The sequence below is a fragment of the Sinorhizobium sojae CCBAU 05684 genome (assembly GCF_002288525.1).
Taxonomy (GTDB): Bacteria; Pseudomonadota; Alphaproteobacteria; order Rhizobiales; family Rhizobiaceae; genus Sinorhizobium; species Sinorhizobium sojae.
Map to the genome: position 1 here is coordinate 974710 of NZ_CP023067.1, position 17889 is coordinate 992598.

15 protein-coding genes, 1 tRNA gene and 1 pseudogene are annotated in these 17889 nt (G+C 62.5%); 9 read left to right on the forward strand and 8 right to left on the reverse strand.

From position 1 onward, the window contains the following. Positions 1-10: 10 nt before the first annotated feature. The 3 genes from accB to SJ05684_RS04700 all read right to left on the reverse strand — a co-directional run bounded on the left by accB (position 11) and on the right by SJ05684_RS04700 (position 1872). Entirely contained in the window at positions 11-493 is a 483-nt protein-coding gene (accB, locus tag SJ05684_RS04690; RefSeq protein ID WP_034854001.1) for an acetyl-CoA carboxylase biotin carboxyl carrier protein, read from the reverse strand. Positions 494-516: 23 nt separating this feature from the next. Further along, positions 517-963: a type II 3-dehydroquinate dehydratase gene (gene aroQ, locus SJ05684_RS04695; protein WP_034854000.1), complete on the reverse strand. Its 447-nt coding sequence runs from the start codon at positions 961-963 to the stop codon at positions 517-519. Positions 964-1104: 141 nt separating this feature from the next. Continuing rightward, a complete protein-coding gene (locus SJ05684_RS04700; RefSeq protein WP_034854123.1) occupies positions 1105-1872 on the reverse strand; it encodes a DsbA family protein in 768 nt (255 codons plus the stop codon). Positions 1873-2101: 229 nt separating this feature from the next. Here SJ05684_RS04700 and SJ05684_RS04705 point away from each other — a divergent pair, with 229 nt between their 5' ends. Then, positions 2102-3259 (forward strand): pyridoxal phosphate-dependent aminotransferase, encoded by a 1158-nt coding sequence (locus SJ05684_RS04705; protein WP_083846110.1) that lies wholly within the window; start codon positions 2102-2104, stop codon positions 3257-3259. Between the two features lie 340 nt (positions 3260-3599). On the opposite strand, the gene SJ05684_RS04710 is transcribed toward SJ05684_RS04705, so the two are convergent. Further along, positions 3600-6395, reverse strand: coding sequence for an Rne/Rng family ribonuclease (locus SJ05684_RS04710; RefSeq protein WP_095694205.1), 2796 nt, complete (start codon positions 6393-6395; stop codon positions 3600-3602). An 817-nt stretch (positions 6396-7212) separates the two neighbouring features. Here SJ05684_RS04710 and SJ05684_RS04720 point away from each other — a divergent pair. The 3 genes from SJ05684_RS04720 to prfB all read left to right on the forward strand — a co-directional run bounded on the left by SJ05684_RS04720 (position 7213) and on the right by prfB (position 12426). Then, positions 7213-8391 carry an N-acetylmuramoyl-L-alanine amidase gene (locus SJ05684_RS04720; RefSeq protein ID WP_244938013.1) on the forward strand — a complete coding sequence of 393 codons (1179 nt, stop codon included), beginning with the start codon at positions 7213-7215 and terminating at the stop codon, positions 8389-8391. 349 nt (positions 8392-8740) lie between these two features. Then, positions 8741-11197, forward strand: a complete 2457-nt coding sequence (locus SJ05684_RS04725) for a penicillin-binding protein 1A (protein WP_034853990.1) — start codon at positions 8741-8743, stop codon at positions 11195-11197. Positions 11198-11294: 97 nt separating this feature from the next. Further along, positions 11295-12426, forward strand: a protein-coding gene (gene prfB, locus SJ05684_RS04735) for a peptide chain release factor 2 (RefSeq protein WP_157211969.1) whose coding sequence is annotated in 2 segments (ribosomal slippage) — positions 11295-11363 and positions 11365-12426 — 1131 coding nt in all. Because the reading frame shifts where the segments join, the coding sequence is not laid out codon by codon here. Positions 12427-12515: 89 nt separating this feature from the next. Here prfB and SJ05684_RS04740 read toward each other — a convergent pair. Both SJ05684_RS04740 and SJ05684_RS04745 read right to left on the reverse strand, forming a co-directional pair. Further along, positions 12516-13007, reverse strand: a complete 492-nt coding sequence (locus tag SJ05684_RS04740; RefSeq protein ID WP_034853995.1) for a hypothetical protein — start codon at positions 13005-13007, stop codon at positions 12516-12518. 183 nt (positions 13008-13190) lie between these two features. Next, entirely contained in the window at positions 13191-13961 is a 771-nt protein-coding gene (locus SJ05684_RS04745) for an NAD kinase (RefSeq protein ID WP_034853988.1), read from the reverse strand. Between the two features lie 155 nt (positions 13962-14116). Here SJ05684_RS04745 and SJ05684_RS04750 point away from each other — a divergent pair. Next, a tRNA-Thr gene (locus SJ05684_RS04750) sits at positions 14117-14192 on the forward strand. A 296-nt stretch (positions 14193-14488) separates the two neighbouring features. Here the strand turns inward: SJ05684_RS04750 and SJ05684_RS04755 are convergent. Next, the gene (locus SJ05684_RS04755) at positions 14489-15430 is read right to left on the reverse strand and encodes a LysR family transcriptional regulator (protein ID WP_034853994.1); all 942 of its coding nucleotides are present in this window, start codon (positions 15428-15430) and stop codon (positions 14489-14491) included. Positions 15431-15581: 151 nt separating this feature from the next. Here SJ05684_RS04755 and SJ05684_RS04760 point away from each other — a divergent pair, with 151 nt between their 5' ends. Next, positions 15582-16202, forward strand: a complete 621-nt coding sequence (locus SJ05684_RS04760) for an FMN-dependent NADH-azoreductase (RefSeq protein ID WP_034853987.1) — start codon at positions 15582-15584, stop codon at positions 16200-16202. 120 nt (positions 16203-16322) lie between these two features. Continuing rightward, entirely contained in the window at positions 16323-16598 is a 276-nt protein-coding gene (locus tag SJ05684_RS04765) for a hypothetical protein (protein WP_034853986.1), read from the forward strand. Positions 16599-16613: 15 nt separating this feature from the next. On the opposite strand, the pseudogene SJ05684_RS04770 reads toward SJ05684_RS04765, so the two are convergent. After that, positions 16614-17143: pseudogene (locus SJ05684_RS04770) on the reverse strand (TrmH family RNA methyltransferase); the annotation flags it as partial. 118 nt (positions 17144-17261) lie between these two features. On the opposite strand from SJ05684_RS04770, the gene SJ05684_RS29465 reads away from it, so the two are divergent. Both SJ05684_RS29465 and SJ05684_RS04780 read left to right on the forward strand, forming a co-directional pair. Beyond that, complete coding sequence (locus tag SJ05684_RS29465; protein WP_157747884.1) at positions 17262-17474, forward strand: hypothetical protein; 213 nt, start codon at positions 17262-17264, stop codon at positions 17472-17474. A gap of 51 nt (positions 17475-17525) precedes the next feature. Further along, positions 17526-17780, forward strand: coding sequence for a hypothetical protein (locus SJ05684_RS04780; protein WP_157747885.1), 255 nt, complete (start codon positions 17526-17528; stop codon positions 17778-17780). The last annotated feature ends 109 nt before the right edge of the window (positions 17781-17889 follow it).

The following is a 17889-nucleotide window of genomic DNA, read 5'->3' on the forward strand; positions in this document are numbered from 1 at the left end:
GCAACCGGCCTTATTCGATCACGATCAAGGGTTCGCCATACTCGACCGGGGCCGTGTCCTGCACGAGAATTTCGGTCACCTTGCCGGCGCGGGGGGCCGGTATCTGGTTCATCGTCTTCATTGCTTCGATGATCAGAATGGTCTGGCCTTCCTTGACCGTGGCGCCGACCTCGATGAAAGGACGGGCGCCCGGTGCCGGGGCGAGATAGGCGGTGCCGACCATTGGAGCGGTCACGGCGTTCTTGGCGTTGTGGCCGCCTTCCGCAGCTGCCGGAGCGCCCGGGGCTGCAGGTGCGGGTGCGGCCGCTGCCATCGGCGGTACGTGATAGGTGGGCATCGTCGGCATGGACATCGCGACGGGCGTGCCGTTCCGCGAGACGCGGATACGCAGGTCGTCCTGTTCCACTTCGATCTCGGTCAGGTCGGTATCCTTGAGGATATTGGCGAGATCGCGGATCAGCGCCTGATCGATACCGGGTTTCTTGTCAGCCATGGGATATGAGCCTCGTGTTCTTCTTATTTCGACTTGTCTGTCAGGTTCTTTAGCGCATGCAGCGCAAGAATGTAACTCTGCGCGCCGAAGCCGCAGATCACGCCCTTGGCGGCCGGCGCGATCATCGACCTGTGGCGGAATTCCTCGCGCGCATGGATATTGGAAAGATGCAGTTCCACCACGGGAACGGCAATTGCGCGGATGGCATCATGCATGGCGATCGACGTGTGACCGTAGGCTCCTGGATTGATGGCAACTCCCGCGGCCTTTTCGCCGGCCTCATGCAGCCAGTCGACCAGGAAGCCTTCGTGGTTCGACTGGCGGAAGTCGACCTCGAACCCGAGAGCTCGCCCCGCCGCCTTGCACATGGCCTCGATGTCCGCCAGCGTCTGGCCACCGTAAATACCCGGCTCGCGCTTGCCGAGGGCATTCAGATTTGGACCGTTCAGCACGAAAATAGTCGAGGACATAAGGAATTCCGGTCGGATGATGGAGGTTTACCTATAGACCGACGGTTCCGCGAGGGAAAGCCCCTTGGGAACCGCGCGGATTTGTCCACAAGTCCTGGCGCTTCTTGAAGGTGCGGCTTGGTGATGGGAAGGGGGCGCTCGTCAGCAGATCGTCTTGCCGCACTGGCGCATATTGGCAACCCTTTTCGTCAGCTCGCCGGAACCGACCGCCCCGAAGACAGCTTCGCTGCCGATCACATAGGAGGGCGTGCCGGTGATGCCAAGATCGTTGGCGAGCATATAGGCCTCGCGCACGGCAGCGTCGTGCGAGTCGTCTTCCATCTTCTCGCGCAACTTCTCTTCCGTGACGCCGAGCCTGGCGGCGACCGCAATCGCCGTATCCTCCGTCGCCCGTTCCTCGGCGCTCAAAAGCTCGCGGTGGAAATCGCCGTATTTTTCCGGAGCGATGGCGCGGAATGCGGCGCTCACCCTGTGCGCGGCAAGGGAGTCGGGCCCAAGGATCGGAAGCTCCTTCAGCACGAAACGGACATTCTTGTCCTTGGCAAGGATCTGATCCATGTCCGAGAGCGCGCGTTTGCAGTAGCCGCAATTGTAGTCGAAGAATTCGACGATCGTGACGTCGCCCTCGGGATTGCCGAGAGCAATGTCATGGGCGGAATTGAAGATGGCCGACCGGTTGTTGGCGATCGCCGCTGTCGCTGCCTCCTGCTGCTGCGCGCGCTGCTTGGCGGTGAGCGCCTCCTGGACCTCCAGCATGATTTCCGGGTTGGCGAGCAGGTATTCCTTGATGAAAGCGCCGATCTCTTCCTTTTGTTTCGCATCCAGAGCGGCTGCGGATTGGGGCAGGGCAATGCCGGCTGCAAGCGCGATCAGCGTTCCGGCGGCAATCATCTTCTTGTTGAGTATCATCATTTCCTCGTTGTCTTCCGTGCCCTGTTGTCGCCGAATTCACCGCTGCGTCAATGCCTGTCGAAAGACAACGACAAATCCCGGCCGCTGCCGGCTTTGCGAGCATAGGGGGTGCTGCGGTGAAACGAAACGGCAAAATCGGCCGAATTGCGGCACTCGCACACTTGTGAAGGCGAAAACGATCAGGCAAAGGGGCGGGCATCAGCAATACCCTGATGAGGATCTGCCATTGGCACAGATGTCGAAACGCAGCGCCGTCGATCCGTTCCACGCCATGGATGTCCTGGCGGAGGCCACGCGCCGGCGTGATGCCGGCCACCCTGTCATCTCCATGGCGGTCGGTCAGCCGGCGCATCCGGCTCCCAAGGCGGCGCTCGAGGCGGCGCGGCGGGCATTGGAACATGGCCGACTCGGCTACACGGATGCGCTTGGCACGCTGTCCTTGAAGAAAGCGATTGCCGCTCACTACCAGAGCCGCCACCGGATCGCGGTAGACCCGCAGCGCATCGCTGTCACGACCGGCTCGTCGGCAGGGTTCAACCTTGCCTTCCTGGCGCTCTTCGATCCGGGCGATTGCGTTGCCATCGCCCGTCCCGGATACCCCGCCTATCGCAATATCATGGCGACCCTTGGCCTGACGGTCGTCGAGGTCGAGGCGACTGCCGAGACCGGATTCACGCTCACGCCCGAAAGCCTGGAGCGTGCGGCGGCAAAAGCAGGCAAGCCACTCAAAGGCGTACTCCTTGCAAGCCCCGCAAACCCGACCGGCACGGTGACTGGCAAGGCGCGGCTGAAGGTGCTGGCGGACTATTGCCGCGCACGGTCGATCGCCTTCATTTCCGACGAGATCTATCACGGGCTGACCTTCGCCGGTGAGGAGGCGACCGCGCTCGAGGTCGCCGACGATGCGGTCGTGATCAATTCCTTCTCCAAATACTATTGCATGACCGGCTGGCGCATCGGCTGGATGGTGCTGCCGGAGGCCCAGGTGCGCGCCTTCGAGCGCATCGCCCAGAGCCTCTACATCTCACCGCCGGAACTCTCACAGATCGCGGCTGAGGCGGCGCTCGGCGCGCAGAAGGAACTGGATGGTTACAAGCGCGCCTATGCCGCCAACCGCGATCTGCTCCTGAGGCGCCTGCCCGAGGTCGGCCTCTCCATCGCCTCGCCGATGGACGGTGCCTTCTACGCCTATGTGGACGTCAGCCGCTTCACAAATGACAGCATGGCTTTTGCCCGGCGCATGCTGAGCGAAATCAACGTCGCCGCCACGCCTGGCTTCGACTTCGACCCCGTGGAGGGACACCGCACCATGCGCTTCTCCTACGCCGGCGCGGCGGCGGAGATGGCTGAAGCGATGGACCGCATCGCGCGCTGGCTGGGGTAGTGCCACTGTTGTCGGTTCTTTGACTCTGCGCATCGAGCTTTCCGAAAATCGGTTCCGATTTTCGGGCCGATGCGCCAGCCGATCTCAACCCTTGTGGCGGAGATGCCCGGCAGGGCAGAGGGGGTATTTCGCTGGCGTTGCGGACGCGGGCCGACGAAGCCTTGCCACGCTTCATCGCGCTCAGACATGTCTCCCGATGTACACAGCGAGACCAGTCTCAATGCCCGTCGCATGAACAGGTTTAACCGCGACACGATCGTCACGCCAAAGGCGACGATGGCGGATCAAAAAAGCCCGGCGCATCTGCGCCGGGCTTCTGTTTTAGGAGTTCGAATTTCTATCAGAAGAAGCCGCGGCGCTGCCACCAGCCGCCCTTTTTCGGTTTGTTTGCCTCTTCCTCGCCGCTCTCGGACTTGTTCGAAGTGACGACCGGTTCGGAGGCGATCGTCGTGAGATCGCGATTCGCCCGTGCCGGTTTGGCGCCTTCGAGATCCGCCACCGCTTCCTCGACGACCGCAGGCTCAGGGATGGTCAGATCTTCCGGCTGCGACTCGACCGCCTTCTCGGCGACCGCGTCGACATCTTCTTCCGCTGCCGGCTCGGCTGCCTTCGCGGGTTTCTTGCGGCTGCGCTTCGGCTTGGCGGGCTTTTCTTCCTCCGGCGCGGCCTCGGCGGCAACGGCCACAGCTTCGACGGCGGCCGCCTCGCTGGCCGCCGGGACGGCTACTTCGGCCTCTTCGCCGGCTTCAGGTTCCTCCGCGCTTTCCGCATCGCCATCGGTCTCGGAGTCGGCGCCGGCAAGCTCGTCCGATTCCGGACGGTTGCGTCGGCCGCCGCGCTTGCCGCGGCGGCGACGCTTGCGCTTCTGCTCGCTATCGCCTGCCGCTTCGTCGGCTTCCAGCGTCCCGCTCTCGCCGTTGTCTTCGTCCTCGGCATCGGCGGCTTCATCCGCCGTAGCAAGCTCGATCGCTTCCCCGGCAGCCGCCTCGTCCGTCTGGGCCGCGCCCTTGCCGCGGCGACGGCGGCGGCGTTTGCGTTTGCGTCCACCCTGGTCGTCAGAGGCTTGCGCCTTCGGCTGTTCCGTCCTCTCGGCCGGATCCGCGGCCTCCTCCTCGTCCAGATCCTCTTCGAGGACGATGTCCTCTTCTTCCGGTTCCGGCTCGAAGTGCAGCAGCTGTTCGATCTTGACCGGGTTTTCCACCGGCTCCCCGCGATCGATCGCGAAATGCTGCGCGCCGACATGGGCGTCGGCCTCGACGATGATCGAAACGCCGAAGCGCTGTTCGTAGTCCGTGATCGTGCCACGCTTGTAATTGAGCAGGTAAAGCGCGATTTCCGGAACTGTCCGCACGCTGATGTCGTGTGTGGTGTTCTTCAGCAGATGTTCCTCGATGCCGCGCAGCACGTGCAGCGCGACGGAGGACTGCGAGCGGATATGGCCCGTGCCGTTGCAATGCGGGCAGGCCTGCATCGTGCTCTCGAGCACCGACGCGCGAATGCGCTGGCGCGACATTTCCAATAGGCCGAAATGCGAGATACGACCGACCTGGATGCGGGCGCGATCGTTCTTGAGGCAGTCCTTGAGCTTCTTCTCGACGGCGCGGTTGTTCCGCTTCTCCTCCATGTCGATGAAGTCGATGACGACCAGGCCGGCAAGGTCGCGCAGGCGCAGTTGCCGCGCCACTTCCTCAGCCGCCTCGAGATTCGTCTGCAGCGCAGTGTCCTCGATCGAGTGCTCGCGCGTCGAGCGGCCGGAGTTGACGTCGATCGAGACCAGCGCTTCGGTCTGGTTGATGATGATATAGCCGCCCGACTTCAGCGTTACCTGCGGCTGCAGGATCCGGTCGAGCTGCGCTTCGATGCCGGAGCGCGAGAAGATCGGATGCACATCGCGGTAGGGCTGGACGACCTTCGCGTGGCTCGGCATCAGCATCTTCATGAAGCTCTTCGCTTCGCGGTAACCCTCCTCGCCGGCAACGATGATCTCGCTGATATCCTTATTGTAGAGGTCGCGGATCGAGCGCTTGATCAGGCTGCCTTCCTCATAGACGAGGCACGGCGCCGTCGAGTTCAACGTCAGCGTGCGGACGTTTTCCCAGAGCCGCATCAGATATTCGAAGTCGCGCTTGACCTCGCCCTTGGTGCGGTTGGCACCGGCCGTGCGCAGGATCACGCCCATACCCTGCGGCACGTCGAGGCCGCGGGCTATTTCCTTCAGCCGCTTGCGGTCCTGCAGATTGGTGATCTTGCGGGAAATGCCGCCGCCGCGCGCCGTGTTCGGCATCAGAACCGAGTAGCGGCCGGCAAGCGAAAGGTAGGTCGTCAGCGCCGCGCCCTTGTTGCCGCGCTCTTCCTTGGCGACCTGGACCAGGAGGATCTGGCGGCGCTTGATGACTTCCTGGATGCGATACTGCTTGCGCGGCTTGCGGGCCTGGCGGTCCGGGACTTCTTCCATTGCGTCTTCGGCGCCGACCGACTCGATGACCTCGTTCTCGCCGTCATGGTTGTCGTCGTCGTCCTCATCGCTGCGGCGGCGCGTGTCGACCTCCTCGGAAATCGAGTCCGTGTCGACCATCGCAGCCATCTCTCCGGCGTTGCCTTCCTGGTCAACCTCCGGGGCAGCGTCGACTGCTTCTGCGGCTTCCGCCGCTTCGCTCGCCTTGGCCTTTGTCTTCCGCGTGCGCTTGGGCTTTGCCTTGGGCTTTTCCGCGGGAGCCTCTGCGTCAGCCGCTTCGGCGACGCCTTCCTCTGCCGGCGCCGCTATCGGCGCCTGGCCCTCCGCTTCGGCAGGTGCCGCGGCCTCTTCCGGAGAGATGTCGACCGGGTCGCTCTCCTCCTCGCGGCGGGCCTCTTCGGCCTCCGCCTTCAGGAGCGCCTGACGATCGGCGAGCGGAATCTGGTAGTAGTCGGGGTGGATTTCGGCAAAAGCCAAAAAGCCGTGGCGGTTGCCACCGTAGTCGACAAACGCGGCCTGCAACGAAGGCTCCACCCTCGTTACCTTCGCCAGGTAGATATTGCCGCGGATCTGTTTCTTGTGTTCCGATTCGAAATCGAATTCTTCTATGCGGTTCCCGCGTACGACAACGACGCGCGTCTCCTCTGAGTGAGACGCATCGATAAGCATCTTCTCTGCCATCTAAGCTGTGCTCCTCGGCGCAGGCGGACGGCAGACAGAGTGGCTTCACTGGGAAAACTGTCGAACACGCCGGGAGCTGCGCCGGATATAAGGGGTCCTGTTTGGCGCAGGCGATGGTGCAACAGCCAGACGGCAGCCGGAACGGTCACGTCCCAGGGCCTCTTTACTTCTGACCGATACTGCTGACTCACATCAAATGACCAAACAAGAATGCCAATGTCTTAGGCCCCGAAACGGGGCCCGATGAATGTGCCCGCTTGCGGGCATTCGGTGAAAATCACCATCAAGAACTCCGGCCACCGCCGGAAATTTGCGATCCAGTGTACGAAGGAGGAAATGCAGCGACGGCGGATGAATGCCTGCGGCCGCGGAAGCACGATACGGTTGCAACCGGTTGTCCGGCTCGATCGCTCCCTGGCGCCAAGCTCGGGAAAGCCCCGGCTGCCCGGCCGACGATTCTATCCCGTCAACACTTTCTCCTTGTGACGCTTTTATGGATTCTATGTCACATTGGCAAGGGAAAAGCCGGTGCCGCCACAATATTGATCGATTCGCTTGCGCGGGTGAAGCGGCGCCGCCGGCGGGTGGTGGCAGCCTCGCGGATGCCCGCCCGTGGCTCTTGATGTCAAACTTTGGTTAACCATGGAAGGGCATTGGTGGAATGTCGCTCGAGTGACGCCAGGACCGCGTGCCGAAGCGAGGGCGCTTTAGCTTTTGAAAAGATGACGGGGGAATTCAGGTGAGGGCTACGGCAAATGTGGTGCGCTCGTTGTGGGCGACGGCAACGTTGCGGCGGGCGGCGCGCTCGCTTGCCGTCTTGTTTGCGCTGGTTGCCGCACAGCCGTCTCCAGGCATGGCCGCCGACGAGGAGGCGCCGCTTCTCGCCTTCGGCGCGCGAATCGCCGGCGACGACGCGCGCACGCGTCTCGTCATCGCGTTCGACCGCAAGCCGGATTTCTCGATTCACTATGTCGCAGATCCTGTTCGCGTCGTCGTTGACCTGCCGGAAACCTCCTTCGGACTGAAGCCGGAGAGCCTCGAACCCAGAGGTCTCTTCAATGCCATACGCTATGGGGGGGTGGGGGCGGGGGCCTCCCGGCTCGTCCTCTCCGCCAACGGGCCGACCGAGATAACAGAGGCCAAGGTGATGCCGGAGGAAGACGGAAGTGGCTTCCGTCTCGTGCTCGATGCGGAAAGGATCGATCGGGGGCGCTTTGAAAGGCTGCTGAACGAGCAGCAGTGGAAGGGGACAGGGCGCGCGGTCAAGGCCGACCGGCCGGCGGCGCCGCCGCCCAAGGCCGGCACATTCGTGATCGCGGTGGATGCGGGCCATGGTGGAATCGACACCGGCGCCGTCGGCGCGACGAGCAAGATCGAGGAAAAGCACATCACGCTCGATTTCGCGCGGGTGCTCGCCGAGACCCTGAACCGCGAGGCCGGCGTCGAGGCTTTCCTGACGCGCGACCGCGACGAGTTCCTCTCCCTGGCTCAGCGGGTGCAGATCGCGCGGCAGGGAAACGCCCATCTCTTCATTTCCCTTCACGCCGATACGCTGAGGCAGAAGGATATTCGCGGCGCAACCGTCTACACCATTTCCGACAGGGCGTCCGACCACCTGGCAGCCGAGCTTGCGCAGCGGGAAAACCTGTCCGATGAGATTGCGGGCGTCGCGATCGAAAGCGAACCGCCCGAGGTCGCCGATATCCTCATCGATCTGACGCGCCGCGAAACCCAGGCGTTCTCGGTCAGTCTTGCGCGCAACGTCGTCACTTCCTTCGAGGGGCAGATCAAGCTGATCAACAATCCTCATCGCCACGCCGGCTTTCGGGTCCTGCAGGCGCCCGACGTGCCATCGGTACTGCTCGAACTCGGATTCCTTTCCAACGAGGAGGATGAGAAGCTGCTGCTCGATGCGGAATGGCGCAAGAAGGTGTCTGGCCTCATCGCGGACGCCGTCCGGCGCTATCGGCAAGCGGCGGTTGCAAACGGCGGCTGAATAGTGGCGGGATCTTGCGCGGGCCGATTGGCCCCCCCGCGGGCCTGAAGTGATTTGTGTCGCCCCTGTAACAGGCATATGCTTTTCAGCTGGATGCGCACGGGATAATCGAAACCAGCCCTATTTTACTCACAATCCGGGCCTTTTGGGGGAAGGGGTCCCGTTTTGTTGGGAAACGGTGTTGATGCGTGGGGCTCCTCGCCATATGAGGGAGCCCGCGAGGGTGTAGCTGCAGTACGAGACGATTTCTGACGGAAGCGCTTGGCAGGGTCGATGTGTTTTGCGAAAGCGGGGCTTTCGAGTTCCACGGCCTGGCGATGGACGATAATTAGGTACCGGTACCTGACTGATGATCAGACTCATAGGTTATTTTTTCGGCGTTGGTGTGTTTCTGCTGCTTGGCGCTGCCGTGGCGGTGGCAATCTATGTTGGCGCCTTGACGAAGGATTTGCCCGACTATGAGGTGCTGGCGAAATATGCGCCGCCGGTAACGACCCGTTTCCACGCCGGTAACGGCGCGCTGATGGCCGAATATGCCCGCGAGCGCCGGCTCTATCTGCCGATCCAGGCCATACCGGATCGCGTCAAGGCCGCCTTCATCTCCGCAGAGGACAAGAATTTCTACCAGCATCCGGGCATCGACGTTACCGGTCTCGCCCGTGCCATCGCCGTCAACATCCAGAACCTGGGTTCGGGCCGGCGCCCCGTCGGCGCCTCGACGATCACCCAGCAGGTCGCGAAGAACTTCCTGCTTACTTCCGACCAGACGATCGACCGCAAGATCAAGGAGGCGATCCTCTCCTTCCGCATCGAGCAGGCCTACAGCAAGGACCGCATCCTCGAGCTCTATCTCAATGAGATATTCTTCGGATTGAATGCCTACGGGGTCGCCGGCGCGGCTCTCACATATTTCGACAAGTCGGTCACCGAACTCACCATTGCCGAAAGCGCCTATCTCGCGGCCCTTCCCAAGGGGCCGGCCAATTATCACCCGTTCCGCAAGACGGATGCGGCGATTGAGCGCCGCAACTGGGTGATCGACCGCATGGTCGAGAACGGTTACGTGACCAAGGCGGACGGCGAGGAGGCGAAGCAGCAGCCGCTCGGCGTAATGCCGCGCCGCGGTGGCGCCCACCTCTTCGCGTCGGACTACTTCGCCGAGGAGGTGCGCCGGCAGATCATCCAGAAATACGGCGACAACGCGCTCTACGAGGGCGGCCTCTCGGTGCGCACCTCTCTCGATCCGCAAATGCAGGTCATCGCCCGCAAGGCCTTGCAGGACGGGCTCGTCAACTATGACGAGCGCCGCGGCTTCCACGGCCCGATCGATACGATCGAGATCGGCGGCGACTGGGGCGAGCCACTGAGCAAGATCGCAGCGCTCGGCGACGTTCCGGAATGGAAGCTTGCCGTCGTGCTTTCCGTCGACGGCGAAGGGGCGGTGGTCGGTCTTCAGCCGGAAAAGGAAGCCTCCGGCAAGATCGTCGCCGAACGCGTGACCGGCCATATTGCCGCGAAGAACATGGAATGGGCCTACCGCTCCGCCCGCCGCGACCGCAAGAACGCGAAATCCCCGGAAGGAGTGTTCGGGCCCGGCGATGTCGTTTATGTCGAACCGATCGAGGGCGAAGAGGCCGAGTATCGCCTTCGCCAGCCGCCGAAAGTCCAGGGCGGGTTGGTGGCGATGGATCCGCATACGGGCCGCGTGCTGGCGATGGTCGGCGGCTTCTCTTACGCGCAGTCGGAGTTCAACCGCGCCACCCAGGCGATGCGCCAGCCCGGCTCGTCCTTCAAACCCTTCGTCTACGCTGCGGCGCTCGACAACGGCTACACGCCCGCATCGGTTATCCTCGACGCGCCGATCGAGATCGTCTCCGGCGGACAGGTATGGCGGCCTGAAAACTACGGCGGCGGTTCCGCCGGCCCCTCGACCCTGCGCCTCGGCATCGAGAAATCGCGAAACCTGATGACGGTGCGCCTTGCCAACGACATGGGCATGAACCTTGTTGCCGAATATGCCGAACGCTTTGGCATTTACGACAAGATGCAACCGCTCCTGGCCATGTCGCTCGGTTCCGGCGAGACGACGGTTCTGCGCATGGTCTCCGCCTATTCCGTCCTGGCCAATGGCGGCAAGCAGATCAAGCCGTCGCTGATCGATCGGATTCAGGACCGCTACGGCAAGACCATCTTCCGCCATGAGGACCGCACTTGCGACAATTGCAACGCCAATGACTGGGCGGAGCAGGAAGAGCCGGTGCTGACCGACAATCGCGAGCAGGTGCTCGATCCGATGACCGCCTACCAGATCACCTCGATGATGGAGGGCGTGGTCGCGCGGGGCACGGCCGCGGGCAAGATCAAGCTCGATCGGCCGGTGGCGGGCAAGACCGGCACCACCAATGACGAAAAGGATGCCTGGTTCGTCGGGTATACGCCGGATCTCGTGGCGGGCCTTTATCTGGGCTTCGACGATCCGGCTCCGCTCGGCCGCGGTGCGACGGGCGGCGGCCTTGCGGCGCCGATCTTCAATACCTTCATGCAGGAGGCGGTCAAGGGTACCCGTCCCGGCAAGTTCGTCGTGCCGGAGGGCATGAGCCTCATTCCCGTCAATCGCAAGACCGGCATGGCGGCCTTCGAGGGCGAGCCCGACACGATCATCGAAGCCTTCAAGCCCGGCACGGGCCCGGCCGAGAGCTTCTCGGTCATCGGCGACCTCGACGAATATGCGCCGCCGGAGGAGATTCTGAGGAACTCTCCGCAGGCCAACGAGGCCGTGACCTCCGGTTCGAACGGCCTCTTCTGACCCTTTCGGTTGCAGCTTCCCGCCCGTCGCCTTTACATCGGCGGCGGGCATCGCTATTTGACCCTGACCATCCTACAACGACACAAGAAACAGGATCATGCGCAGCGAAATCGAGAACATCGTCGACGAAATCAAGCAGGCCATAAGCCTGCTGAGGAGGCATCTTTGACTGGGACCAGGCGATAAGGCGACTGGACTGGTTGAACAACAAGGCGGAAGATCCGTCGCTCTGGAACGATGCAGCCGAGGCGCAGAAGCTGATGCGCGAACGCCAGCAGCTCGATGACAACATCAACGCCCTGCGCCGGCTCGAGCAGCACCTCAACGAAAACATCGAACTCATCGAACTCGGCGAAGAGGAAGGCGATTCGGGGATCGTCACCGAGGCCGAGGAGGCGCTCCGGCAGCTTCGCAGCGAAGCGGCGAAGAAGCAGGTGGAAGCCATGCTATCCGGTGAGGCCGACCAGAACGACACCTACCTCGAAGTGCATTCGGGCGCCGGCGGCACCGAGAGCCAGGACTGGGCCAACATGCTGCTTCGCATGTACTCCCGCTGGGCGGAGCGCCAGGGCTATAAGGTGGAGCTGCTGGAAATCCAGGACGGTGAAGAGGCTGGCATCAAGTCGGCGACGCTCCTCGTCAAGGGCCCCAACGCTTATGGCTGGCTGAAGACCGAATCGGGCGTGCACCGGCTTGTGCGCATCTCGCCCTATGACAGCAATGCCCGCCGCCACACCTCGTTTTCGTCGATCTGGGTCTATCCGGTCGTGGACGAATCGATCCAGATCGATGTCAACGAAAGCGACTGCCGCATCGATACCTATCGCTCTTCGGGCGCCGGCGGCCAGCACGTCAACACGACCGATTCGGCGGTGCGCATCACGCACATGCCAAGCGGCATCGTCGTGCAGTGCCAGCAGGAGCGCTCCCAACACAAGAACCGCGCCAAGGCGTGGGACATGTTGCGCGCTCGGCTCTACGAAGCGGAGCTGAAGAAGCGGGAGGAGGCGGCCAATGCCGAGGCGGCCTCCAAGACCGATATCGGCTGGGGCCATCAAATCCGCTCCTATGTTCTGCAGCCCTATCAGCTGGTGAAGGACCTGCGAACGGGCGTCGAAAGCACGAGCCCTGGTGACGTGCTGGACGGCGAGCTTAACGAGTTCATGGAGGCTGCGCTTGCGCACCGCGTCAGCGGTGGCGGCGATGCGGTCATAGACGAACTGAGCTGATCTCCGATGAGGCACATGCGTGAACGGCCGGGCAAGACAGCGCCCGGCCGCTCTCTTTTTCAAGCGCTTGCCGCGCGAAATGTGCTCGGTCAGTTCGTCGCGCGCTCGATCTTGATGTCGCCGAGTTCGTCGATCAGCACGCTCCAGGATTCCGGTTCCGCGGCCGATGGATCGGTCTTCAGGTAGACAGTTGCGAACATGCCCGGCTGATGCGTGACGCCCGTCGACGTCTCCGGACGAATATCGGTGACATAGGGCTTGAGGGCGGTGAATTCCTCGAGTTCCGCGGAGGAAACGATTTCGGGCCCTGCCGGCGTCGAGGCGATCTGCTGCAGATGGATCTCTGCCGTGCCGTCCGTCCGGCGCAGTGCAACAAGTTTGTAATAGCCCCGTCGCCCCGTGGCGGCGCCAGGCTCGGTGGCCTCGTCGTCCGCTCCGGCTTCGATATCGCTGGCGCTTTCCTCCCAGAAGCCGGTGCTGGTGACGAAGATGATGTTCGGGGGGAGAATGGCCCCATCCTGCGCGAGCACGGCGCCAGCAGCCAGATTGAGACAGAATGCCAATACCACCGCTTTTTCCATCATCGGCAAATCCTTAGGTTTCGTTCGGCCAATGGCAAGGCCATGCTTTACAGCGCCGTGCGTCTTTTCAGACGCGCAAACGTCGCTGTAACTCTTTGAATCTGCGCATCGAGGGTTCCCATAATCGCGTCCGGTTTCGGGCTAGTGCGCTAAAGCTGTCGTCTTCGGTTTCCATCTGCGTTTCTAATGTGAGAACTGTTCGGCGAGGATCCGGTCCGACCAGGAATGGTTCGGGTCGGACAGGATACGTGCCGTCAGCTTCTCCGATTCGGCAATGGTGACCTTGACGACGGACTTGACCTCCTGATGATCCGCAACCGCGTTGACCGGGCGCTTCTCCGCTTCGAGAATCTCAATCTCGACGGTCACCCGGTTGGGGAGCAGGGCCCCGCGCCAGCGCCGCGGACGGAAAGGGCTGACGGGGGTGAGTGCGAGCAGGGGCGCCTCCAGCGGCAGGATCGGGCCGTGAGCGGAGAGATTGTAGGCCGTCGAGCCCGCGGGCGTCGCCAAGAGAAGCCCGTCGCAGGTCAGTTCGTCGAGCCGCACCTTGCCGTCGACGATGACCTTGAGCTTGGCGGCTTGATAAGATTGCCGGAACAGATAGACCTCGTTGATCGCCAGCGCCGTGAACGCGTTGCCATGGACGTCGACCGTGTTCATCTCCAACGGATGGAAAGCGTTTTCGACGGCGTTGGCGATGCGCTCGCGAAGGTTATCGGTGCTGTAGCGGTTCATCAGGAACCCGACCGAGCCGCGATTCATGCCATAGACGCACTTGCCGGTATTCATCGTCTCGTGCAGCGTATGCAGCATGAAACCGTCGCCGCCGAGCGCGACGATGACATCAGCCTCGCCCGGATCGTGGTCTCCATAGATCTCCTTGAGCTCCTTTGCCGCCTTCTGCGCTTCTTCCGCCGGGGACGCGATGAAGGCGAGAGTGCTTAACTGGGCCATGAAATCAGTCCGTTATCGTTGCGAGGCGAGGCAGCAGTGAAATCCAGTTTCATTTTTCTGGCACGCCCTTACCGCCAGTGCACCCGAAAAATTGAGGGAATCCGCATTTTTGCTTTACACGGAATCAGAATATGGTAACTCCGATCCGAATACGGGCCCTTATAGCTCAGTTGGTAGAGCGGCTGATTTGTAATCAGTAGGTCGGGAGTTCGAGTCTCTCTGGGGGCACCATTCTTTTCAGGTGCTTAGCTTTCCTTTCTTGCTCGTGCGAGCCGTCTCGACGCGACGTGAGTCTTCGCGTCCCGCCGATCTGAGCTTCGCATCATCCGAAGTGCTGCAGCGACCTTTGCGCGCCTGATTAGACGCGCGGCGCTGTAGTCTCCCATCAGGTGCTCTCGCGCAGCGCGCGGTATGACGCCTTGCGTGTCACCGTCGTGATGACAGTGGAGCGAAGGACCTGATCGCTCCCACCAAAGTCGGCGCAGGGCTAGAGCGTCAGCACGGCAAAGCGGCGCCCGCCGCTCTTGTCAGATTTCGAACGACATTGCCGGCCTCGGCTCGATCTCGCGGCAGCGCTCCATGGCCTTGATCAGGTTTTCCGCAAGATAATCGATCAGTGCCCGCGTTGCCGGCAGCACGCCCTGGCGGGACGGGAAGACGAGATGGACCATCACGTCGCCGGACGTCCATTCCGGTAGAACGGGGAGGAGCACGCCGGTGCGAAAGGCGCGTTCGCAGATGTGGTCGGGCAAAAGCGCGATGCCGATGCCCTCGATTGCGGCACGTTCAAGAATGATGAAGTCGCTGCAGCCGATCACCGGCCGGTGGGCGATCTCGATTGTTCCGTCATTCGCGTGAACGAGGCGCCAGACGTCGTTCGGGTGCTGTTCGTTCATTGAAAGCGTCGGCATCTCGGAGAGATTGGATGTGGTGATCTCGCCGAGACGGGCAAGAAGCGTCGGGCTGGCGGCGAGCCGCAGCCGACCCTCGCCGAGCTTGCGGACGATCAACTGACTGTCGGTGTCGAGCTGGTTGCGTGCGCGCAGCGCGACGTCGAATCGCTCTTCGATCAGGTCGAGGCGCCGGTTCGTGGCGGTGATCAGCAGCCGCACGCCCGGGTAGCGGCGATGGAAACCGGGCAGGATATCGGCCAGCATCGGTGTGAATCCGAGTGGGCAGCCCAGTCTGACGACGCCGGACGGCTCGCCGCGCACCGCAGCGATTTCGGCCTCCGCGGCCGCGACGCCGTCCAGGAGCCCCTGGGCATGTTCATAGAAGACGCGGCCGACCTCGGTCACGCGCAGCTTGCGCGTGGAGCGCTCGAGCAGGCGCACGCCGAGTTGCTCCTCCAGCCGCGCCACATGCTTGCTGAGCTTGGATTTCGGGATGTTCAGGTCGCGCGCGGCAGCGCTGAAGCCATTGTTCTTCACCACGGCGGCGAAGAGAGCGATATCGTTAAGGTCCTGCATGAGACGTCCATGGGAAGGGAAGGGCACCACCCAACCGGCGCCCATCATTGTTTCTCTCAGGAAACGGAATGTCAATTAATCCGGATCTTATCGGGCGATTGTTTTCAAATCATATGTTGTGCACCGCAACCCGAAACATAAGGTGCCTCCCATGAACGTACTTCACATCGACTCCGGCATTCTTGGTGAACACTCGGTCTCCCGTCGCTTGACGGCGGCGATCATCGCTCAGATCAAGGCCGATCGCCCGGATGCGAACGTCACCTATCACGATCTCGTTTCCGAGCCCGTCGCCCATCTGACCGGCGCGCAGATCATGGCGCCGGCCGATCTCGACGGCGTCGACGCTGCCCTGGCCGCGGATATCCGCACCGGCCGCCAGATGCTCGAGGAGTTCCTCGCCGCCGACACCATCGTCGTCGGTGCGCCCATGTACAACTTTTCAATCCCGAGCCAGCTCAAGGCTTGGATCGATCGTCTGGCCGTGGCCGGCAAGACCTTCCGCTACACCGAAGCCGGTCCGGAAGGCCTCGCCCAGGGCAAGAAGGTGATTATTGTCTCGACCCGCGGCGGGCACTATTCCGCCGGTGCGGCCGCCGCCATGGACCATCAGGAAAGCTACCTGCGGACCGTCTTCGGGTTCTTCGGGATCACCGACGTCGAATTCGTTCGGGCCGAAGGGTTGAACCTCGGTGCCGATCAGAAGCAGTCGGCCATCGCCGAGGCCGAGAAGACTATTGCCGAGGGCAATGTCCTGCGGCTGGCAAGCTAAACAAGACGTCACAGTCATCTCGACCGGCGCATATCCGGTCGGTTGCGGAAGGGTGCCGGCCGAGCATACGGCCGGCATTCTTCGTTTCAGGCGAGGCGGAATTGCGCTATTCTACAGCGCATGAAACGGCTGGGCTTGCTCAAGCTTCTGGCGCTGTCACTGGCGGCCGCCGCCATGGTCGCCGGCTCCGTTTCTGCGTCCCCGCCCGACCGGCGTTGTGCCTGCCGCAATCGCGACGGGGCGAGATACGAACTCGGCCAGACCGCCTGCATCCGCGTCGGGGACATATCCTATCTCGCACGCTGCGAGATGAACCTCAATGTCATGACTTGGAAGAAATTGCGCGATGGGTGCCCGACGGCCGAGATCGTGCCGATGAGTGTTTCCGTGTACTGACCGGCTACTTCCTGGTTACGTCTTCAGATATTGCCTCGCCGCATACATGGCGATCGCGGCGGCATTCGAGACGTTGAGCGACTTGATCGCGCCTGGCATGTCGAGCCGTGCCAGCGCACTGACGGTCTGGCGGGTCTTCTGGCGCAATCCCTTGCCCTCCGATCCGAGCACGAGCGCAACGCGGTCGCCGGCGAAGGTGGCCTCGAGCGGTTGCGGCCCCTCCGAATCAAGGCCGATTGTCTGGAAGCCCATTCGGCGCAACTCGTCGATGGTATCTGCAAGGTTGGTGATCTGGATGTAAGGAATGAGTTCCAGGGCGCCGGAAGCGGATTTTGCCAGAACGCCCGATTCGGTCGGGCTGTGGCGCATGGTCGTGATCAGGGCTCCCGCATCGAAAGCGACCGCGGAGCGCATGATCGCACCGACATTGTGCGGATCCGTCACCTGGTCGAGGACCAGAAGCAACGGACAGTCGCGCAGCGCTCCAATCTGCGGTGCGGCAGCGGCTGCGCTTCCAGCATCACGCCCTGGTGGATCGCGTCCGGTTTCGCCGAGCTCCAGCCGCGTAGCCGCGTTCTGGGTTACGTTGAGCCGGTCTGATCGCGCTGGCGTTCATCTCTTTTGCTTCTGGGTCCAGCCCGCGTGGCGCAAGTAGACCAGCACATGTGCACCGCGCCGCGAGTTGATCGATTCGCTAAAGGCCACCTACGGAGAAACCGAATCCTGGTCGGCAAGGACGCCAAGGACAAGGCCGCTGTCTTTCCTGCTGATGAGGGCAAGAACGGATCTTGGACCTTGCTCAAGGTCATGCCCGACGTCGCCTGCGTGATTGCAGCCGGATCCGAATCCACCAACCTGTTTGGAACGCCGGTATGACGACCGAAAGCGAAACCAGCGCAGCCTCGGCGCCTCGAGGGCAAGCTCGACATGATCCTGGCCGATCAGGAACAAGCCCGGTTTGCCCGTCAACATCAAATGGAAAAGTCGGAAGCGATCGAGCGCCGGCTGGATGCGACCGATCAAAAGCTCTCGTCGGTCACCGACCGCTTCAATGAAGCTGCGCCGATCATCTCGGATATCAAGCGGTGGAAGGAACGGTTCATTGGGGCGCAGATGCTCATTGCCGGCGTCTTCGTCGCCATTGGCGGGGGATTGCCCTGCTGTGGAAATGGCTGGCCGTGAAGGTCGGGATGCAGTGACGGCGGCGAGTGAAACAACCCGCCGCCGTTAGAGACACGCCTATTGCCTCAGTGACACGGCTATATTGATTCTATTCACAGTTCTCGAAGCC